The organism is Escherichia marmotae (assembly GCF_002900365.1).
Taxonomy (GTDB): Bacteria; Pseudomonadota; Gammaproteobacteria; order Enterobacterales; family Enterobacteriaceae; genus Escherichia; species Escherichia marmotae.
Map to the genome: position 1 here is coordinate 1,838,788 of NZ_CP025979.1, position 18,988 is coordinate 1,857,775.

The following is an 18,988-nucleotide window of genomic DNA, read 5'->3' on the forward strand; positions in this document are numbered from 1 at the left end:
GCCATGCACCTGCTCCCTGAACTCGCCAGCCACCATGCGGTTTCGATTCCCGAGTTGCTCATCAGCCGGGATGAAAGGCAAGCACGGCAACACGCCTGGCTCAAGCGCCATCCTGTTCCACTGGTCTCCTTTACCGTGGTTGCGCCTGGGCCGATTAAAGACAGCGAGGTCACACGCCGTATTTTTAATCATGGCGTAACTGCCCTGCATGCCTTAGCCGCAAAACAGGGCTGGCAAATTCAGGAGCAGGCTGCACTGGTTTCTGCCAGCGGGCCGGAGGGCATGTTGAGCATTGCCGCCCCGGCTCGCGACCTCAAGCTCGCGACCATTGAGCTTGAGCATAGTCATCCTCTCAGGCGTTTGTGGGATATCGATGTGCTGACGCCCGAAGGCGAAATTCTCTCCCGCCGCAATTATTCACTACCGCCTCGCCGCTGCCTGTTGTGCGAACAAAGCGCGGCTGTTTGCGCGCGTGGGAAAACCCATCAACTGACCGATTTACTCAACCGCATGGAGGCGCTGCTGAACGATGTCGATGCCTGCAACGTCAACTAAAACCACAAAGCTTGCTGCGTCATTAATCGATGACTACGCCCTGCTGGGCTGGCGCGCCATGCTGACTGAAGTCAATCTGTCACCAAAACCTGGCCTGGTGGATCGCATTAACTGCGGTGCGCACAAAGATATGGCGCTGGAAGATTTCCACCGTAGCGCACTGGCAATTCAGGGCTGGTTACCGCGTTTCATTGAATTTGGTGCCTGTAGCGCAGAAATGGCACCGGAAGCGGTACTCAACGGATTACGCCCAATTGGTATGGCCTGCGAAGGCGATATGTTCCGCGCCACTGCGGGCGTAAACACCCATAAAGGCAGCATTTTTTCTTTAGGGCTACTGTGTGCGGCGATTGGTCGTTTGCATCAGCTCAACCAGCCGGTAACGCCCAAAACCGTTTGTGCGACGGCGGCAAGTTTCTGCCGCGGTCTGACCGATCGCGAACTACGTACCAATAATCAACAACTGACGGCAGGTCAACGGTTGTATCAACAACTTGGCCTAACCGGCGCGCGCGGCGAAGCCGAAGCGGGTTATCCGCTGGTGATCAACCACGCCCTGCCGCACTACCTCACTCTGCTGGATCAGGGGTTAGATCCTGAACTGGCATTGCTCGATACCTTACTGCTGCTGATGGCGATGAACGGCGATACCAACGTTGCATCACGCGGTGGCGAAGGGGGGCTGCGCTGGCTACAACGCCAGGCGCAAACACTATTGCAAAAAGGGGGCATCCGAACCCCCGCCGATCTCGATTATCTCCGGCAGTTCGACAGGGAGTGTATCGAACGAAATCTCAGCCCAGGCGGCAGCGCCGACCTGCTGATTCTTACCTGGTTTTTAGCACAGATTTAAAAATTTAAACACTTGATAAATTTGGAAATATTAATTTTCGGAGAACCCGTATGTCTTTAGCAAAAGATAAGATATGGAAATTATTGGCCCCACTGGTGGTGATGGGCGTCATGTTTCTTATCCCTGTACCCGACGGTATGCCGCCGCAGGCATGGCATTACTTCGCCGTGTTTGTGGCAATGATTGTCGGTATGATCCTCGAGCCAATTCCGGCAACAGCAATCAGTTTTATTGCAGTAACTATTTGTGTTATTGGCAGTAATTATCTGCTCTTTGACGCCAAAGAATTAGCTAACCCCGCTTTTAATGCCCAAAAACAGGCGCTGAAATGGGGACTGGCTGGTTTTTCCAGTACCACTGTCTGGTTGGTATTTGGCGCATTTATCTTTGCATTAGGGTATGAAGTTTCCGGATTAGGTCGTCGTATCGCCCTTTTCCTGGTGAAATTCATGGGGAAACGCACACTGACGTTGGGTTATGCGATTGTCATCATCGATATTCTGCTGGCACCATTTACACCGTCTAACACCGCACGTACAGGTGGGACCGTTTTCCCGGTCATTAAAAACCTGCCGCCACTGTTTAAATCATTCCCGAACGATCCGTCTGCACGTCGTATTGGCGGTTATTTAATGTGGATGATGGTCATCAGTACCAGTCTGAGTTCCTCCATGTTTGTCACCGGTGCTGCACCGAACGTGCTGGGTCTGGAGTTTGTCAGCAAAATTGCCGGTATCCAGATTAGCTGGTTGCAGTGGTTCCTCTGCTTCCTGCCAGTTGGCGTTATCTTACTTATCATTGCGCCGTGGCTTTCCTATGTACTGTACAAACCGGAAGTCACTCATAGTGAAGAAGTGGCAACCTGGGCGGGTGACGAACTGAAAACAATGGGTCGCCTGACTCGCAGAGAGTGGACGCTGATTGGTCTTGTTCTGCTTAGTTTGGGTTTATGGGTATTTGGTAGTGAAGTCATTAACGCCACTGCTGTTGGCCTGCTGGCGGTTTCGCTGATGCTGGCGCTGCACGTTGTGCCGTGGAAAGACATTACCCGCTATAACAGCGCATGGAACACGCTGGTTAACCTGGCAACACTGGTTGTCATGGCTAATGGCCTGACCCGTTCTGGCTTTATCGACTGGTTTGCCAACACCATGAGTACGCACCTGGAAGGTTTCTCACCAAACGCGACAGTGATTGTACTGGTTCTGGTGTTCTACTTTGCGCACTACCTGTTTGCCAGCCTGTCTGCGCATACCGCAACCATGCTGCCGGTGATTCTGGCCGTCGGTAAAGGTATTCCGGGCGTACCGATGGAACAACTGTGTATCCTGCTGGTTCTGTCTATCGGTATCATGGGCTGCCTGACTCCATATGCAACTGGCCCAGGAGTTATTATTTACGGCTGCGGCTATGTGAAATCGAAAGATTACTGGCGTCTGGGTGCCATCTTCGGGGTCATTTACATCGCCATGTTGCTGTTGGTTGGCTGGCCAATTCTGGCAATGTGGAACTAATACGTTCGCCAAACGCTGAATAAATCATCACGCCCGCCAGGTAAGCCCACCCGGCGGGCTTTTTTATGATTTAATAGATAGTATTCAGTGTATGTATGAGTCCCACACCCATTATGAAAGCATTCTGGCGTAACGCCGCTTTACTGACGGCTTCTCTGCTCCCCTTATCTTCAGCTAACGCCGTGGCGTTACAGGCAAAACAGTACGGCGATTTTGATCGCTATGTGCTGGCTCTTTCCTGGCAAACCGGATTTTGCCAAAGCCAGCACGATCGCAATCGTAACGAACGCGATGAATGTCGTCTGCAAACCGAAACGACCAACAAAGCTGATTTCTTGACCGTACACGGCCTGTGGCCTGGGTTGCCAAAGTCGGTTGCGGCACGCGGTGTTGATGAACGCCGCTGGATGCGCTTTGGCTGCGCCACCCGCCCAATCCCAAACTTGCCAGAGGCACGCGCCAGCCGAATGTGTTCGTCACCGGAAACGGGGTTGTCGCTGGAAACGGCAGCTAAACTAAGTGAAGTGATGCCCGGCGCGGGTGGGCGTTCCTGCCTGGAACGTTACGAATATGCGAAACACGGCGCCTGTTTTGGTTTCGATCCGGACGCTTACTTCGGCACGATGGTGCGTCTGAATCAAGAAATCAAAGAAAGCGACGCTGGAAAATTTCTCGCTGAAAACTATGGTAAAACCGTGAGTCGAAATGACTTTGACGCCGCCTTCGCCAAAAGCTGGGGGAAAGAGAACGTCAAAGCGGTCAAGTTAACGTGTCAGGGTAATCCGGCATATTTGACTGAAATCCAGATTTCACTCAAAGCTGACGCCATCAACGCACCGCTTTCCGCAAACTCATTCTTGCCACAACCACATCCCGGTAACTGTGGCAAAGCCTTTGTGATTGATAAAGCGGGCTATCAATAATCTGACAGGCAAAACGCTGTGGTGCGTTTTTCATGAAACATGGCGATTAAGATTTCTACAATAATGCGCTGCATTGAGGAATTCCCTGAATGTGACGTAAATCACTTCAAAGTGTGAGCAACAGCCAGTATCATCATATGAGTTAAACCCTCGCCGCCTGACGGTGAGGGTTTTCTTTTGGGTATGTTTATCTGCGACACTCGCAGTACCGACGACATGGAGTAAAAATGTCCAGACCAACTATCATCATTAACGACCTGGATGCCGAACGCATCGATATTCTGCTGGAGCAACCCGCCTACGCCGGTTTGCCAGTCGCTGACGCGTTAAACGCAGAGTTGGATCGCGCCCAAATGTGTTCGCCAGAAGATATGCCACACGATGTGGTGACGATGAACAGCCGGGTTAAATTCCGCAATCTTAGCGATGGCGAAGTGCGTGTGCGCACGCTGGTGTATCCGGCCAAAATGACCGACAGCAATACTCAGCTTTCCGTTATGGCTCCGGTTGGAGCCGCACTGCTGGGGCTGCGCGTTGGCGACACCATTCACTGGGAACTTCCGGGCGGCGTTACCACCCACCTTGAAGTGCTGGAACTCGAATACCAGCCAGAAGCCGCTGGCGAATACCTGCTTTAATCCCATCTGCACAAGCGTTAAATCGCTTTGCTCAGAGGATGCGTCCGCATCCTCTTTCCGCTCAAATATCAACCAGATTTATCATTTTGCTCTTCCCCGCTACGTTCTAATCTGAACAGGTTATCAACCTGCGGACTCCATTATGAGTGAAGCTCTTGGTATTACAGCGTTTTATATTTTCATCGCAGCAATAATTGTTGTAGCGGTGCTATACCTTGAGCAACACTGGTAGTGCCAACACGAATACATTTTAAGCATCAATATTTAATAGATATAAAATCAACGTCGCAAATCACAGATCTAAAATCAATAATATGATGTTATGTATGCATGCAACAGCAAGGAGAGAATGCTTATGTACAAAACAATCATTATGCCAGTAGACGTATTTGAAATGGAATTAAGCGACAAAGCCGTTCGTCACGCTGAATTTCTCGCCCAGGATGATGGTGTAATTCATTTACTCCATGTATTACCAGGCGCTGCAAGCCTTAGTCTGCACCGTTTTGCTGCCGATGTGCGTCGTTTCGAAGAGCATTTGCAACATGAGGCGGAAGAGCGCCTGCAGACAATGGTGGGTCATTTCACTATTGATCCCTCCCGTATCAAACCACATGTCCGTTTTGGTAGCGTGAGAGATGAGGTGAATGAATTAGCCAAAGAACTGAATGCGGATGTTGTGGTTATCGGTTCGCGTAATCCATCAATTTCAACCCATCTGTTAGGTTCTAACGCTTCCAGCGTGATCCGCCACGCCCATCTGCCTGTATTAGTCGTTCGTTAACAAATTAACGTATTTATGGTGCCCTGCCCGGAGCCATCCCGGCAGGGTTTTCTATAACGAAAAAAAGCCGCCAGGTTTGACCCCGGCGGCTAAACAATTGCAGGTGAATCTTACTTCTTCTTATGCAGTTTTGGTGCGAATCAGGTAGTCAAAGGCACTCAGAGAGGCTTTGGCACCTTCGCCAGTGGCGATGATGATCTGTTTGTACGGAACCGTCGTACAGTCACCGGCTGCAAACACGCCTTTGACGTTGGTTTCGCATTTCGCATCGATGATGATTTCACCCATGCGGTTACGTTCTACTGCGCCTTCCAGCCAGTTGGTGTTCGGCAGCAGACCAATCTGAACGAAAATACCGGCCAGTTCGATATTGTGAATATCGCCGCTCACGCGATCACGGTATTCCAGACCAACAACTTTGCTACCGTCGCCTTTTACTTCAGTGGTTTGCGCATTCAGAATGATGTCGACGTTTTTCAGACTGCGCAGTTTGTCCTGCAGAACCTGGTCGGCTTTCATTTCTGGCGCAAACTCAAGCAGGGTAACGTGTTCAACAATACCCGCCAGATCAATCGCGGCTTCCACGCCGGAGTTGCCGCCGCCAATCACCGCTACACGTTTGCCTTTAAACAGCGGGCCGTCGCAGTGCGGGCAGTAGGTTACGCCTTTGGTGCGATACTGATCTTCACCCGGAACGTTCATGTTGCGCCATTTTGCGCCGGTCGCCACGATAATGCTGCGGGCTTTCAGTACCGCGCCGGAAGCTGTTTCAATCTGATGCAGACCGCCTTCAACCGCGGCCGGGATCAGCTTGCTCGCGCTCTGGCTGTCGATCACATCAACATCGTATTCATCAACGTGAACTTTCAGCGCACCAGCCAGTTTCTGGCCTTCGGTTTTCGGCACGGAGATGTAGTTTTCAATGTCAACGGTATCGAGGATCTGACCACCGAAACGTTCGCCCATCAGACCAGTACGGATACCCTTACGTGCGGAGTAAATTGCCGCCGCAGCACCCGCCGGGCCAGAACCAACGATCAGCACATCATAAGCGTCACGCTTGTTCAGCTCTTCTGCCGCACGTTTTTCAGCGCCAGTATCAATCTTCGCAACGATTTCAGTCAGCGTCATACGCCCCTGACCAAACTCTTTACCATTCACGAATACGGCCGGAACGCCCATCACGTTACGATCGGTGATTTCGTTCTGGAACGTACCACCGTCAATCGCCGTGTGTTTAATGCGCGGGTTCAGTACGCTCATCAGGTTCAGCGCCTGCACCACGTCCGGACAGTTATGGCAGGAAAGCGAATAATAAGTTTCAAATTCAAAATCACCGTCAATGTCGCGGATCTGCTCCAGCAGAGACTGCGCTTCTTTCGACGGATGACCACCGGTCCACAGCAGAGCCAGTACCAGCGAGGTAAATTCATGGCCCAGCGGAGAGCCTGCAAAACGCGGCCCCTGGTTAGAACCTGGGTTGGTGATCAGGAAAGACGGCTTACGCACCGGCAAGCTGTTATCTTCTTTAAAGGTGACTTTGTCTGACAGTTCTGCGATCTCAGCCAACAGTTCCTTGATTTCTGCCGATTTAGCGCTGTCATCCAGCGTGGCAATTAACTCAACAGGCTTGGTCAATTTCTCAAGGTAAGCCTTGAGTTGAGTTTTCATATTTGTGTCGAGCATGTTTATCTCCTGGGCTTTAAACATCATCATGCAAGCGGCCTCTGCGGCTACCTGGATGCAGCTTGCATCATGGTGCGGGGAAGAAAATCGGGTGCCGCAGCACCCGATTAATTAGGTGAATTTCCGAAGTATTTCGCGTCAGAGCAAGGCGGCTAGCCTGTGAACCCCCGGAGCTTACACAAGTAAGTGACCGGGGTGAGCGGGCGACGCCAACACTGCTATGGCGTGAAAGACGAAGAAAATTTAGATTTTACCAACCAGGTCCAGGGATGGAGCCAGAGTTGCTTCACCTTCTTTCCATTTAGCCGGGCAAACTTCACCTGGGTGAGAAGCCACGTACTGTGCTGCTTTGATTTTACGCAGCAGGTCAGATGCGTCACGGCCAATGCCTTCAGCGGTAACTTCGATAGCCTGGATGATACCCTGCGGGTCAACAACGAAGGTAGCACGGTCAGCCAGGCCTTCATCTTCACGCATGTTGTCGAAGTTACGGGTCAGGGCGCCAGTCGGGTCACCGATCATTGCATATTTAATTTTAGCGATGGTTTCAGAGCTGCTGTGCCATGCTTTGTGGGTGAAGTGAGTATCGGTAGATACTGCGTATACATCTACACCCAGTTTCTGCAGTTCTTCGTAGTGGTCAGCAACGTCGCCCAGTTCGGTCGGGCATACGAAAGTAAAGTCAGCCGGGTAGAAGAAGAAGACGCTCCAGCGGCCTTCGGTGTCTTTCTCGGTGATTTCGATGAATTCGCCGTTTTTGAATGCCTGGTTTTTAAAAGGTTTAATTTTGGTGTTAATCAAGGACATCTATACTTCCTCCGTGTTTTCGATGAGATGTAAGGTAACCAATTTTTGCCGATTCGGCTAATGCGTTTCCATTATCAAATCGATAAGTTTTACCTTACAACCTTCGTAAGACAACTTTGTGAACTTTGCATCGCCAGTGGCGATAAAAAGTAAAATGGGTCCCCTTTCCAGGTGACCGCATAACCTGAACTACCCTTTGGTATCTTCAGCGCCTGTTCAACAGGCTACGGTGCTGCGATGATAATCGCAACGACGAGAGGGATTACAACACCCTCATAAACAAAGGGCAATCACCTGAGATAAGGTCTTAACTATGACAGTGATAGGTTAAGCCTTTTATTGTGTATTTGCACTGAACGAAAAGGACAAGACAATGTTAAAAAAGATAATTTTTTTTACCCTGCTCCCAGGAATTGCTTACGCCGAAGAGCTTCCTGCGCCCGTTAAAGCGATTGAAAAACAGGGAATTACGATTATTAAATCGTTCGATGCGCCAGGCGGTATGAAAGGTTATCTGGGGAAATATCAGGATATGGGGGTCACTATCTACCTTACGCCAGACGGTAAGCATGCCATCTCTGGCTATATGTACAACGAAAAGGGAGAAAACCTCAGTAACGCTCTTATTGAAAAAGAGATTTACGCACCTGCCGGACGCGAAATGTGGCAGCGTATGGAACAATCAAACTGGTTACTTGACGGTAAAAAAGACGCGCCGGTCGTGGTTTATGTTTTTGCCGATCCTTTCTGCCCGTATTGCAAACAATTCTGGCAACAAGCACGCCCATGGGTTGATGCCGGTAAAGTTCAGATTCGTACTCTGCTGGTTGGCGTGATAAAACCAGAAAGCCCGGCCACCGCGGCGGCAATCCTCGCGTCTAAAGATCCGGCAAAAACGTGGCAAGAGTATGAGGCATCTGGCGGCAAGTTAAAGCTGAACCTCTCGGGGAGCATCACACCTGAACAGATGAAGATTCTCAGTGCCAACGAGACGTTGATGGACGAACTGGGCGCAAATGTTACCCCTGCTATTTATTACATGAGCCCAGAAAACACATTACAGCAGGCTGTCGGATTACCAGATCAAAAAACATTTAATATCATTATGGGAAATAAATAACCTTCATTCTATGGATAACTGGAATATTTATCTCTTTTCAGTTATCCAAAAAATCGCAAGTATTGTTCACCCCTCTCATATCAGCTATGCTATTTTAGAAAAACTTAATCGTGAATTAAGTAAAATAACATAATATATAAAAATACATAAAGCCATATCATTGACTTGATGAATATTATGAGAACAAGCATATGAATGGAGTGCATCATGGCTAATCTTTACGACTTAAAAAAATTCGATTTAAACTTGCTTGTCATTTTTGAGTGCATCTACCAACATCTTAGTATTAGCAAGGCCGCAGAATCATTATATATAACGCCTTCTGCGGTAAGCCAGTCTTTACAACGTCTACGGGCGCAATTTAATGACCCCTTATTTATTCGCTCCGGTAAAGGAATTGCACCAACAACGACAGGATTAAATCTGCATCATCATCTTGAGAAAAATCTCAAAAACCTTGAGCAAACCATCAACATTGTCAATAAATCCGAGCTGAAGAAAAAATTTATTATTTATGGTCCGCAACTTATCTCGTCAACCAACAGTAGTCTTTTGATCGGATGCCTACGACAAGACACATCGGTAGAAATTGAACATCATGACATTATGATGTCAGCAGAAAGCGCCGAAAATTTATTGGCTTATCGCAAAGCAGATCTGGTTATTAAATTAATACCAGTCATCAGTCGCTCGGTGAGCTGTGTACCTTTTCAATCGATACGCAACACGCTTATCTGTAGTGCATCTCATCCGAGAATAACGGAATACAGTAGCCGCGAAGACATTCTTGATGAAGAGTTTACTTTTCTGACATCAAAAGCATCTGGCCTTGAAGATTTTCAGATGGAAATAGAAGCGATTCTGGCAAACCGAAAAATAGCATTCCGTAGTTCTTCTCTGTTTACTATTATCAATACTATTGCGGTAACCGATTTACTGGGTATTGTTCCCTTTGAACTATATCGTTGTCATCAGAAAAACCTGCAATTAAAACAAATAAAACTAAAACATAACCTCCCCTCTAATACACTTTATATTTCCTATAATAAATCATCATTAAACAATCTGGCGTTCTCTCGATTTATTGATCGCTTAAATGACAGCTTATCCTGAAAACCTATCAATAAGAACAATATTCATCATAAAAAAATTCACCTAGTGAATATAAAATAAGATATTTCATTTAAGTTTATTAATATTATAATCAGCAAACTATTGCACTTTCTCCCGGTCATGTTAAGAGAGCGTTTACAGATGTCCATTTATAAAATTCCGCTTCCTCTCAATATTCTGGAAGCAGCACAAGACCGTATCACCTGGACACTTAATACACTGCCCCGCGTATGCGTCTCTTTTTCTGGTGGTAAAGATTCTGGCTTAATGCTTCATTTGACCGCCGGTCTGGCCAGGAAAATAGGAAAAAAAATACACGTCCTGTTTATCGACTGGGAAGCACAGTTTTCTTGTACTATTGACTATGTTCAATCGCTACGGGAACAATATGCGGATGTCATCGAAACGTTTTATTGGGTGGCTCTACCGTTAACAACACAAAATTCATTATCCCAATATCAACCTGAATGGCAGTGCTGGCAACCTGATACTGAATGGGTTCGACAGCCACCAGAAGATGCGATAACCGACCCGGCATTTTTCTCGTTTTATCAATCGGGTATGACGTTTGAACATTTCGTGCGTGAATTTGCCGAATGGTTTTCACAACAACGACCAGCCGCAATGATGGTCGGGATCCGTGCCGACGAGTCTTATAATCGTTTCGTCGCCATTGCCAGTTTAAATAAACAACGTTTTGCTGACGATAAGCCGTGGACCACCGCCGCGCCAGGCGGTCATTGTTGGTACATTTACCCCATTTACGACTGGAAAGTCGCTGATATCTGGACCTGGTACGCTAAAGGCCAAAACCTCTGTAATCCGCTGTATAACCTGATGTACCAGGCTGGCGTCCCTCTGCGTCAAATGCGAATTTGCGAACCTTTTGGTCCAGAGCAACGGCAAGGTTTGTGGCTATATCATGTTCTTGAACCTGAACGATGGGCCGCAATGTGCGCCCGGGTCAGTGGCGTAAAAAGCGGTGGAATTTACGCTGGTCACAATAATCAATTCTATGGCCACAGGAAGATCCTAAAACCTGACCATTTAGACTGGCAGGAATATGCCTTATTACTGCTTAACAGCATGCCAGAAAAAACGGCTGACCATTATCGCAATAAAATTGCTGTTTATTTGCACTGGTATCAAAAAAAAGGAATCGAAATTCCTCAGACTCAACAAGGAGATATTGGCTCAAAAGACGTCCCCTCCTGGCGACGTATCTGCAAGGTATTACTCAACAATGATTATTGGTGCCGGGCGTTATCATTCAGCCCTACAAAAGCTAAAAATTATCAACGTTATAACGAACGGATGAAAGAAAAACGTCAGGAGTGGGGAATATTATGCAACAGCGATTAACTCAGGATTTAACGCAATTTCTCGCCAGTTTAGCGGAAGAAGATCGCATTAAGGCGATCAATGAGATCCGGATGGCGATACATCAAGTGAGTCCATTTCGCGACGAGCCGGTGGATTGTGTGTTATGGGTTAAAAATAGCCAACTCGTGCCAAACGATTACAATCCCAATAATGTGGCACCGCCAGAGAAGAAGCTATTAAAAAAATCCATTGAAATTGATGGTTTTACCCAACCGATTGTAGTAACCAACACCAGAGCTAATACGCTTGAAATTGTTGATGGTTTCCACCGCCATGAAATTGGTAAAGGCTCTAACACGTTAAAAACGCGCTTAAAAGGGTATTTACCGGTTACCTGTCTGGAAAGGGATCGTAACGAACGCATCGCTGCAACGATTCGCCACAACCGCGCGCGTGGCCGCCACCAAATCACAGCAATGTCAGAAATCGTTCGTGAACTCAGCCAGTTGGGATGGGACGATAATAAAATCAGTATAGAACTGGGTATGGACAGCGACGAAGTGCTACGCCTCAAGCAAATAAACGGCCTGCAAGAGTTGTTTGCCGACCGTAGATATTCCCGTGCCTGGACGGTGAAATAATTACAACTGGCGCAGGCGTTCAGCCGCCGCCAGCAGCGTCGATTCCTTCTTGGCAAAACAGAGACGAATCAGTTTATGCGGGAAGGGATCGGCACAAAACACCGACAGAGGGATCGCCGCTACACCATGCTCCTGCGTTAACCACTGACAGAACTCGACATCATTCAACGTAGAAACGGCGCTGTAATCCACCAGCAAAAAGTAAGTGCCTTCACAGGGTAAGATCTCCAGTCTGCTCTCTCGTAATGCATTCACAAGAATATCGCGCTTCTGGCGATAAAAGTCCGGTAACGCAAGATAATGTTCAGGTTCCTCCCGCAGCATATCGGCAAGCGCCAGTTGTGTGGGAGTATTGACCGAAAAAGTCAAATACTGATGCACCTTGCGGATCTCGGCGCTGATGGGCGCTGGCGCAACGCAATACCCCACTTTCCAGCCAGTCATATGATAGGTCTTGCCAAACGATGACACCGCCACCGCCCGCTCACGCAGTTGCGGATGCGCCAGTACACTGGCATGGCCCTGCTGTGAAAAATTGATGTGCTCGTAGACCTCATCGCTAATGACAAAAATCTCGCGCTCGGCAATCGCCTGCCACAAGGCTGCAAAATCAGCCTGCTGCCAGACAGTGGCGCTGGGATTATGCGGCGTATTGAGGATCACCAACCGGGTACGCTCGCTCAGTAACGCAGCAAACTCTTGCCAGTCAACGCGAAAATACGGCGGTTGCAGCGCGATGCGTTTCACTACCCCACCCGCTAGCGCGATGGCGGGTGCGTAACTGTCATAGCTGGGATCAAAACAGATAACCTCATCGCCACTACGTACCAACGCGGTAATCGCCGCATATAACGCCTCCGTCGCTCCTGCTGTTACGGTGATGTCATGTTCAGCATCCGGTTGATAGCCATACAGCCGTGCGGTTTTCTCAGCAATCGCCTCGCGCAATGCCTGCACGCCGGTCATTGGCGCGTATTGATTTGCGCCCTGAGCAACGTGATACGCCAGCCGCTCCTGCAAATAGCGCGGGCCATCAAAATCAGGAAAACCTTGCGACAGATTAATCGCCTGGTGCTGCTGCGCCAACGCGCTCATCCGGGTAAAAATAGTCGTGCCTAGTTGTGGAAGTTTACTTTGTGGAATCAGAGGGTTATTTGTCATTTTTATCATGCCTGACGAAGTTGCGTGTTGAAGGCACTATAACACGATGTTAGCATTTGGCAATCAAGACGTTTAGATGTCTAAATAAAACAATAAGGACAACACAACATGCCTCACAATCCTATCCGCGTCGTCGTCGGCCCTGCTAACTACTTTTCTCATCCCGGAAGCCTGAATCACCTGCATGATTTTTTCACCAACGAACAGCTTGCTCGTGCCGTGTGGATTTATGGCGAACGTGCCATTGCTGCGGCAGAAACAAAACTTCCACCAGCGTTTGAGCTGCCCGGCGCAAAACATATTTTGTTTCGTGGTCATTGCAGCGAAAACGATGTGCAACAACTGGCGGCTGAGTCTGGTGACAATCGCAGCGTCGTGATTGGCGTCGGCGGCGGCGCACTGCTCGACACCGCGAAAGCCCTCGCCCGCCGTCTGGGTCTGCCGTTTGTTGCCGTTCCGACGATCGCCGCTACCTGCGCTGCCTGGACACCGCTCTCCGTCTGGTATAACGACGCCGGACAGGCGCTACATTATGAGATTTTCGACGACACCAATTTTATGGTGCTGGTGGAACCAGAGATTATCCTCAATGCACCTCAAGAATATCTGCTGGCGGGTATCGGTGACACGCTGGCGAAATGGTATGAAGCGGTGGTGCTGGCACCGCAACCGGAAACATTGCCGCTGACTGTGCGTCTGGGGCTCAATAGCGCACAGGCCATCCGCGACGTATTGTTAAGCAGTAGCGAACAGGCTCTTGCCGATCAGCAAAACAAGCAGTTAACGCAGTCATTTTGCGATGTGGTGGATGCGATTATCGCCGGTGGAGGTATGGTAGGAGGTCTGGGCGATCGTTTTACGCGTGTGGCGGCAGCTCATGCCGTGCATAACGGTCTGACCGTGCTGCCGCAAACCGAGAAATTTCTCCACGGCACCAAAGTTGCTTACGGCATTCTGGTACAAAGCGCCTTGCTGGGACAGGATGACGTGCTGGCGCAATTAACCGGGGCATATAAGCGTTTTCATCTACCGACCACGCTGGCGGAACTGGAAGTGGATATCAATAATCAGGCGGAAATCGACAAAGTGATTGCCCATACTTTGCGTCCGGTGGAGTCCATTCATTATCTGCCGGTCACGCTGACACCTGATACGTTGCGTGCAGCGTTCGAAAAAGTGGAATCATTTACCGTCTGACATGCAGATTTAGCAACAGCGCGCGCCGCCTTTGCCACCGTAGCGCGCGTCCTGCCGCTCGCGGAAAAACTCTTCATAAGTCATCGGCGTCTGATCAGGATGATTGACCCGCATATGTTCGACATAGTTATCGTAATCGGGCATGCCAATCATCAGCTTCGCCGCCTGACCTAAATATTTTCCGGCTTTTGCCAGTGAATCAAACATCAATACCTCCGGTAATCAGATTGCTGAGATATTGCCGGATGCGGCGTGAACACCTTATCCTGTCTACAAATGTTGCAGCGCATCAGGCAATTTTGCGTTTGTCATCAGCCTTACGCTCTCCCAAAAGAGAGAGCGTAATAGTGATAATTTAGTGCGCGCCTTTCGCCTGCGCCACGATCTCCTCAACATTTTCCGGCATCGGCTCATACGGCGTTTCTTTCGCCGTCGGCTTCGACTCTTTCAATGCCGCCAGTGCCGTCTTAATCGAGAACAGCGCCAGAACCACCACAACCACCATAAAGAAGATGGTCAGTCCGGCATCCAGACGGTTGTTGAACACCAGTTGCGCCAGTTGTGACTCGGTATACTGCGACGGAATATTACCGCTGTCGATCATTGCCTGGAACTTGTTCGCAATTGCCAGGAAGCCGACCTTCGCATCCGGGCTAAACGCTTTCTGCCAGCCTGCGGTCAGGGTACAAATCAGCAACCAGGCCGTTGGCACCAGTGCCACCCAGGCATAACGTTGACGTTTCATCTTGAACAGCACCACAGCACAAAGCATCAGCGCCATCCCCGCCAGCATCTGGTTAGCAATACCAAACAGCGGCCACAGGGTATTAATGCCGCCCAGCGGATCGACCACGCCCTGATGCAGGAAGTAACCCCAGGCCAGTACGCACAGCGCCGTCGCCAGCAGGTTGGCAGGCAGTGAATCCGTCCGTTTCAGACCAGGAGAAACCACGCCCAGCAGATCCTGCAACATAAAGCGCGCAGCACGCGTACCCGCATCTACCGCCGTCAGAATAAACAGCGCTTCAAACAGAATGGCAAAATGATACCAGAACGCCACATCCATCATGCCGCCCAGCGCGCCGTGCAGGATGTAGGCCATCCCTACCGCCAGCGTTGGCGCACCGCCCGCACGAGAAATGATCGACTGTTCACCGACTTCACTGGCAATCTGGTTTAACGTATCCGGGGTAATTGCAAAGCCCCAGCTACTCACCACTTGCGCTGCAGAAGCCACCACATCTGCCGTACCTGCCGGAGCCAGCACCGCCATCGGGCTGTTCATGGCGAAGTACACGCCCGGATCGATGATACAGGCGGAAACCAGCGCCATAATCGCCACGAAGGATTCCATCAACATTCCGCCGTAACCGATAAAGCACGCCTGACCTTCGTTCGCCAGCATCTTTGGCGTGGTGCCGGAAGAGATCAGCGCATGGAAGCCAGACACTGCACCACAGGCGATGGTGATAAACAGGAACGGGAACAGGTTACCGGTCCATACCGGGCCAGTACCATCGATAAATTTGGTCAGCGCCGGCATGGTCAGCGTGGGGCGCATAATCAGAATTCCCACCGCCAGACCAACGATAGTCCCGATTTTCAGGAAGGTAGAGAGGTAGTCACGCGGAGCCAACAGCAGCCATACCGGCAGCACTGCCGCCACAAAACCGTAGCCCACCAGCATCCAGGTCAACTGCACGCCCGTAAAGTCAAAGTACGGTGCCCAGGTCGGACTTTCTGCCACCCAGCCGCCAGAAATGATGGCGAAAACCAGGAACACCAGACCGATGATCGACACTTCACCAATGCGACCTGGACGCAGGTAGCGCAGGTAGATCCCCATAAAAAGCGCCAGCGGAATAGTGAACGCAACGGTGTACGTTCCCCACGGACTATGGGTCAGGGCTTTCACCACGATCATCGCCAGCACAGCCAGAATGATCACCATGATCATAAAGCAGGCCACCAGCGCAATCACCCCGGCGGTTGGTCCCATTTCTTCTTTGACCAGTTCACCCAACGAGCGACCATCGCGGCGCGTGGAAACAAACAGCACCATGAAGTCCTGCACCGCACCGGCGAGAACCACCCCGGCAAGCAGCCAGATCATCCCCGGCAGGTAACCCATCTGCGCCGCCAGCACCGGCCCGACCAGTGGGCCTGCGCCGGCAATGGCCGCAAAATGGTGACCGAACAGCACTTTTTTGTCCGTCGGCACATAGTCCAGACCGTCGTTATGGCGCACGGCTGGCGTCATACGAGTCGGGTCAACCGCCAGCACTTTTTTGGCGATAAACAGACCGTAAAAACGATAAGCGATGAGATAGATACAGACCGACGCCACCACAATCCACAGCGCGTTAATCTGTTCCCCACGATTTAAAGCAATGTATCCTAGAGCGAATGCTCCCATCACAGAGAGCACTGTCCAGACGAGGTATTTCCCTGACTTGTTCATAATTGTTATCCGTGTACGTATCCATAGAGATGTTACATTTTGTTTCTATAACATCTTTGCAAAATTTAACAACGCGATAACCAAACAAATAAGAGTTAAAACCAATAATTAACTTCACAATGTTAACTCGATCACTCCATTAACCGAGTTTTCCTGCAATCTCATTTTATTCTGTCGGGTTCATCCCAAAACCGCCGTACCCAGCCGACAGGTGCAGCAACGCCGTCCCTGTTCATCGAAAACGACAATCTCCCAGCTCTGATTTTGTCGCCCAAGATACAGCGGCTGACAGACGCCGCGCACCTTTCCCTGCGAGACAGGGCGATGATGGGTGGCATTAAGTTCCGTCCCCACCACGCACTGCCCGTCGCGAGTCATCATAAATCCAGCCATCGATCCCAACGTTTCTGCCAGCGCCGCCGACGCGCCGCCGTGCAGCAGACCAAACGGCTGATGAGTACGGGTATCGACCGGCATTTCGGCTTCCAGCACATCATCACCCAGACGGGTGTAAACAATTCCCAGATGCGCCACCATCGTGTTATCGCTGGTAGCGTTCAGTTCATTCAGGGTCAAATAACGTTTCCAGATCACAGTTATGCTCCCAGCGTTGAGCCGCCATCCACCACGATATCCTGTAGCGTGATATGGCTGGCGAGATCGGAGGCGAGGAACAAAATCGTGTTGGCGATCTCCTGCGGACGGGCGATTTTCCCCAGTGGAATGCCAAGCTTAAACTGCTCACCAAAGCCGCGAATACGCTGCTCTTCCGCGTCATCGCTCACCCACAGCGTGCGTTGCATGTCGGTGTCGGTGGAACCCGGCGAAACCACGTTGCAACGTACTCCACTACCTGCCAGTTCCAGCCCGACGCTCAACGCCAGACTTTTCAGCGCCGCTTTCGACGCGCCATAAGCACTCATACCAATACGCGGCGTGTGTGCGGCATCGGACGCTACCGTAACAATCGCTCCACCCCGCTGACGGCGAAACTGATTCATGGTCTGTTGAAACAGGTTAAACGCACCGCCGACGTTGACCGCAAAAGTCTGCTGCCAGTCCTCTTTACTCAGTTGGTCTGTCGCGCCCATGCGCAAAATTCCTGCCGCATTGACCAGCACGTCCAGGCGCTGCGTTTCGCCTAACAGCCGCTGGCAGACTTGCGCCACCTGCCCGGCATCAGCAACATCCAGCACTTCAGTCGCAAAGGGATAATGCTCCAGCGTGAATGCCCGATCAAAGCCTGTGACTTTTGCTCCCGCTTCAACAAACGCCAGCGCCGTGGCATAGCCGATGCCTTTCCCCGCGCCGGTTACCCAGACATTTTTGCCGCTGAAATTCATTATTTCACCTCGCGAGAGAGTAGCTTCCACCAGGCGTCGATGGTCGGATTTTTCGCCAGCATGACAAAATCGATATCGCCATGCACTTTGCGCCAGCGCGCCGCCAGCGCCATCATGCGCACCGAATCCAGACCGTAGTCGATCAGGTTGTCGTCATCAAACGGTTCATCAGATTCATCCAGCAACGGCAGAACCACCTCGCGCAGCTCCGCTTTACTGGCAGGGATCGGTGCTGGCAGTAACTCTTCAGTCATCACCACCCGACCGGAACGCCCGGCAACATATTTCAGCGACATCAAATGCTCGTCACGGCTGAAATCGGCCAACGCATCAGCCACCATAAACGGTTTAATATCGCGCATAAACGCGTCGGTCGCAGTGGTCATACAACCGATGTGCGCATACACTCCGGTAATAATCAGTTGGTTACGTCCGCTCTCTTTAAGCATTTGTTCCAGCGGGGAACGATGAAACGCGCTGTAGCGCCACTTCACCAGCACTGTATCGTCAGCATCTGGCGTCAGGCGATCCACCACCTTTTGTTGTTCCGGTGAACGCGTCAGGCCCGGCCCCCACATATCATTCAGCAGCGCCCGATCTTCATCGCTCTGCTCTTTTGGCTGGGCAGTGTAATAAACCGGAATATTGTGTTGCTTACAGTAGTCACGCAGGGCGGCAATATTAGCGATCACCTGCTCCATCATCGGGCAGTTATCGCCCCAGAAGCTGACAAAATAGTCTTGCATATCATGGATTAATAGCGCTGCACGTTGCGGTTCAAAGGCCCAGTCGACTTTATTTTGCGGAATATCGTGAGACTCCGGCAGTGCGTAAGCCTGTAATTTTGGAATAGCCATCGTGTTCTCTCC

General features: G+C 50.4%; 20 protein-coding genes. 12 read left to right on the forward strand and 8 right to left on the reverse strand.

Annotation, left to right across the window (positions count from 1 at the left end; translation table 11 throughout):
• Positions 1–3 precede the first annotated feature (3 nt).
• From citX to uspG, 7 genes are all read left to right on the forward strand, one after another.
• A complete protein-coding gene (citX, locus tag C1192_RS09645; protein ID WP_038355241.1) occupies positions 4–555 on the forward strand; it encodes a citrate lyase holo-[acyl-carrier protein] synthase in 552 nt (183 codons plus the stop codon).
• Entirely contained in the window at positions 530–1,408 is an 879-nt protein-coding gene (citG, locus tag C1192_RS09650) for a triphosphoribosyl-dephospho-CoA synthase CitG (protein ID WP_000062439.1), read from the forward strand. The genes citX and citG overlap by 26 nt, the downstream gene beginning before the upstream one ends.
• A gap of 50 nt (positions 1,409–1,458) precedes the next feature.
• Entirely contained in the window at positions 1,459–2,922 is a 1,464-nt protein-coding gene (gene citT / locus C1192_RS09655) for a citrate/succinate antiporter CitT (RefSeq protein WP_000050312.1), read from the forward strand.
• Between the two features lie 113 nt (positions 2,923–3,035).
• The gene (gene rna / locus C1192_RS09660; protein WP_001515960.1) at positions 3,036–3,845 is read left to right on the forward strand and encodes a ribonuclease I; all 810 of its coding nucleotides are present in this window, start codon (positions 3,036–3,038) and stop codon (positions 3,843–3,845) included.
• Between the two features lie 227 nt (positions 3,846–4,072).
• Positions 4,073–4,483: a nucleoside diphosphate kinase regulator gene (rnk, locus tag C1192_RS09670; protein ID WP_000089740.1), complete on the forward strand. Its 411-nt coding sequence runs from the start codon at positions 4,073–4,075 to the stop codon at positions 4,481–4,483.
• A 142-nt stretch (positions 4,484–4,625) separates the two neighbouring features.
• Positions 4,626–4,715 carry a small membrane protein YldA gene (gene yldA / locus C1192_RS26090; RefSeq protein ID WP_353889723.1) on the forward strand — a complete coding sequence of 30 codons (90 nt, stop codon included), beginning with the start codon at positions 4,626–4,628 and terminating at the stop codon, positions 4,713–4,715.
• A gap of 123 nt (positions 4,716–4,838) precedes the next feature.
• Positions 4,839–5,267, forward strand: a complete 429-nt coding sequence (gene uspG / locus C1192_RS09675) for a universal stress protein UspG (protein WP_001515959.1) — start codon at positions 4,839–4,841, stop codon at positions 5,265–5,267.
• A gap of 120 nt (positions 5,268–5,387) precedes the next feature.
• On the opposite strand, the gene ahpF is transcribed toward uspG, so the two are convergent.
• On the reverse strand, positions 5,388–6,953 hold the full coding sequence (ahpF, locus tag C1192_RS09680) for an alkyl hydroperoxide reductase subunit F (protein WP_010380701.1): 1,566 nt from the start codon (positions 6,951–6,953) through the stop codon (positions 5,388–5,390).
• Between the two features lie 243 nt (positions 6,954–7,196).
• Positions 7,197–7,760, reverse strand: a complete 564-nt coding sequence (ahpC, locus tag C1192_RS09685; protein ID WP_000052796.1) for an alkyl hydroperoxide reductase subunit C — start codon at positions 7,758–7,760, stop codon at positions 7,197–7,199.
• A gap of 373 nt (positions 7,761–8,133) precedes the next feature.
• Here ahpC and dsbG point away from each other — a divergent pair, with 373 nt between their 5' ends.
• The 4 genes from dsbG (at position 8,134) to C1192_RS09705 (ending at position 11,957) form a co-directional block, all read left to right on the forward strand.
• Positions 8,134–8,880, forward strand: coding sequence for a thiol:disulfide interchange protein DsbG (gene dsbG, locus C1192_RS09690; protein ID WP_000913734.1), 747 nt, complete (start codon positions 8,134–8,136; stop codon positions 8,878–8,880).
• 207 nt (positions 8,881–9,087) lie between these two features.
• Positions 9,088–9,993: a DNA-binding transcriptional repressor CitR gene (citR, locus tag C1192_RS09695; RefSeq protein ID WP_038355240.1), complete on the forward strand. Its 906-nt coding sequence runs from the start codon at positions 9,088–9,090 to the stop codon at positions 9,991–9,993.
• 141 nt (positions 9,994–10,134) lie between these two features.
• A complete protein-coding gene (locus C1192_RS09700) occupies positions 10,135–11,355 on the forward strand; it encodes a phosphoadenosine phosphosulfate reductase (protein ID WP_038355239.1) in 1,221 nt (406 codons plus the stop codon).
• Positions 11,328–11,957 (forward strand): IbrB-like domain-containing protein, encoded by a 630-nt coding sequence (locus C1192_RS09705; RefSeq protein ID WP_000526876.1) that lies wholly within the window; start codon positions 11,328–11,330, stop codon positions 11,955–11,957. The genes C1192_RS09700 and C1192_RS09705 overlap by 28 nt, the downstream gene beginning before the upstream one ends.
• Here the strand turns inward: C1192_RS09705 and ybdL are convergent, their stop codons facing one another.
• Positions 11,958–13,118, reverse strand: a complete 1,161-nt coding sequence (gene ybdL / locus C1192_RS09710) for a methionine-oxo-acid transaminase (RefSeq protein WP_000183958.1) — start codon at positions 13,116–13,118, stop codon at positions 11,958–11,960.
• Between the two features lie 108 nt (positions 13,119–13,226).
• On the opposite strand from ybdL, the gene hcxA reads away from it, so the two are divergent.
• A complete protein-coding gene (gene hcxA / locus C1192_RS09715; protein WP_001515956.1) occupies positions 13,227–14,315 on the forward strand; it encodes a hydroxycarboxylate dehydrogenase HcxA in 1,089 nt (362 codons plus the stop codon).
• A gap of 9 nt (positions 14,316–14,324) precedes the next feature.
• On the opposite strand, the gene C1192_RS09720 is transcribed toward hcxA, so the two are convergent.
• The 5 genes from C1192_RS09720 to entB form a co-directional block, all read right to left on the reverse strand.
• Positions 14,325–14,522 carry a YbdD/YjiX family protein gene (locus C1192_RS09720; protein WP_000460431.1) on the reverse strand — a complete coding sequence of 66 codons (198 nt, stop codon included), beginning with the start codon at positions 14,520–14,522 and terminating at the stop codon, positions 14,325–14,327.
• Between the two features lie 148 nt (positions 14,523–14,670).
• Positions 14,671–16,776, reverse strand: coding sequence for a pyruvate/proton symporter CstA (cstA, locus tag C1192_RS09725; protein WP_038355238.1), 2,106 nt, complete (start codon positions 16,774–16,776; stop codon positions 14,671–14,673).
• A gap of 180 nt (positions 16,777–16,956) precedes the next feature.
• Positions 16,957–17,370 carry a proofreading thioesterase EntH gene (entH, locus tag C1192_RS09730; protein ID WP_038355237.1) on the reverse strand — a complete coding sequence of 138 codons (414 nt, stop codon included), beginning with the start codon at positions 17,368–17,370 and terminating at the stop codon, positions 16,957–16,959.
• 2 nt (positions 17,371–17,372) lie between these two features.
• Complete coding sequence (gene entA, locus C1192_RS09735; protein ID WP_001011656.1) at positions 17,373–18,119, reverse strand: 2,3-dihydro-2,3-dihydroxybenzoate dehydrogenase EntA; 747 nt, start codon at positions 18,117–18,119, stop codon at positions 17,373–17,375.
• A complete protein-coding gene (entB, locus tag C1192_RS09740; RefSeq protein WP_001515953.1) occupies positions 18,119–18,976 on the reverse strand; it encodes an enterobactin biosynthesis bifunctional isochorismatase/aryl carrier protein EntB in 858 nt (285 codons plus the stop codon). Before entB ends, entA begins: the two co-directional genes overlap by 1 nt.
• Positions 18,977–18,988: the final 12 nt, after the last annotated feature.

Excerpts from the sequence above, each read along its gene's own strand:
- C1192_RS09720 (WP_000460431.1), bottom strand. The coding sequence starts at position 14,522 with ATGTTTGATTCACTGGCAAAAGCCGGAAAATATTTAGGTCAGGCGGCG.
- ahpF (WP_010380701.1), bottom strand. The coding sequence starts at position 6,953 with ATGCTCGACACAAATATGAAAACTCAACTCAAGGCTTACCTTGAGAAA.
- ybdL (WP_000183958.1), bottom strand. The coding sequence starts at position 13,118 with ATGACAAATAACCCTCTGATTCCACAAAGTAAACTTCCACAACTAGGC.
- entB (WP_001515953.1), bottom strand. The coding sequence starts at position 18,976 with ATGGCTATTCCAAAATTACAGGCTTACGCACTGCCGGAGTCTCACGAT.
- citG (WP_000062439.1), top strand. The coding sequence starts at position 530 with ATGTCGATGCCTGCAACGTCAACTAAAACCACAAAGCTTGCTGCGTCA.
- citR (WP_038355240.1), top strand. The coding sequence starts at position 9,088 with ATGGCTAATCTTTACGACTTAAAAAAATTCGATTTAAACTTGCTTGTC.
- rna (WP_001515960.1), top strand. The coding sequence starts at position 3,036 with ATGAAAGCATTCTGGCGTAACGCCGCTTTACTGACGGCTTCTCTGCTC.
- hcxA (WP_001515956.1), top strand. The coding sequence starts at position 13,227 with ATGCCTCACAATCCTATCCGCGTCGTCGTCGGCCCTGCTAACTACTTT.
- ahpC (WP_000052796.1), bottom strand. The coding sequence starts at position 7,760 with ATGTCCTTGATTAACACCAAAATTAAACCTTTTAAAAACCAGGCATTC.
- dsbG (WP_000913734.1), top strand. The coding sequence starts at position 8,134 with ATGTTAAAAAAGATAATTTTTTTTACCCTGCTCCCAGGAATTGCTTAC.
- entA (WP_001011656.1), bottom strand. The coding sequence starts at position 18,119 with ATGAATTTCAGCGGCAAAAATGTCTGGGTAACCGGCGCGGGGAAAGGC.
- citX (WP_038355241.1), top strand. The coding sequence starts at position 4 with ATGCACCTGCTCCCTGAACTCGCCAGCCACCATGCGGTTTCGATTCCC.
- uspG (WP_001515959.1), top strand. The coding sequence starts at position 4,839 with ATGTACAAAACAATCATTATGCCAGTAGACGTATTTGAAATGGAATTA.
- yldA (WP_353889723.1), top strand. The coding sequence starts at position 4,626 with ATGAGTGAAGCTCTTGGTATTACAGCGTTTTATATTTTCATCGCAGCA.
- cstA (WP_038355238.1), bottom strand. The coding sequence starts at position 16,776 with ATGAACAAGTCAGGGAAATACCTCGTCTGGACAGTGCTCTCTGTGATG.
- rnk (WP_000089740.1), top strand. The coding sequence starts at position 4,073 with ATGTCCAGACCAACTATCATCATTAACGACCTGGATGCCGAACGCATC.
- citT (WP_000050312.1), top strand. The coding sequence starts at position 1,459 with ATGTCTTTAGCAAAAGATAAGATATGGAAATTATTGGCCCCACTGGTG.
- C1192_RS09700 (WP_038355239.1), top strand. The coding sequence starts at position 10,135 with ATGTCCATTTATAAAATTCCGCTTCCTCTCAATATTCTGGAAGCAGCA.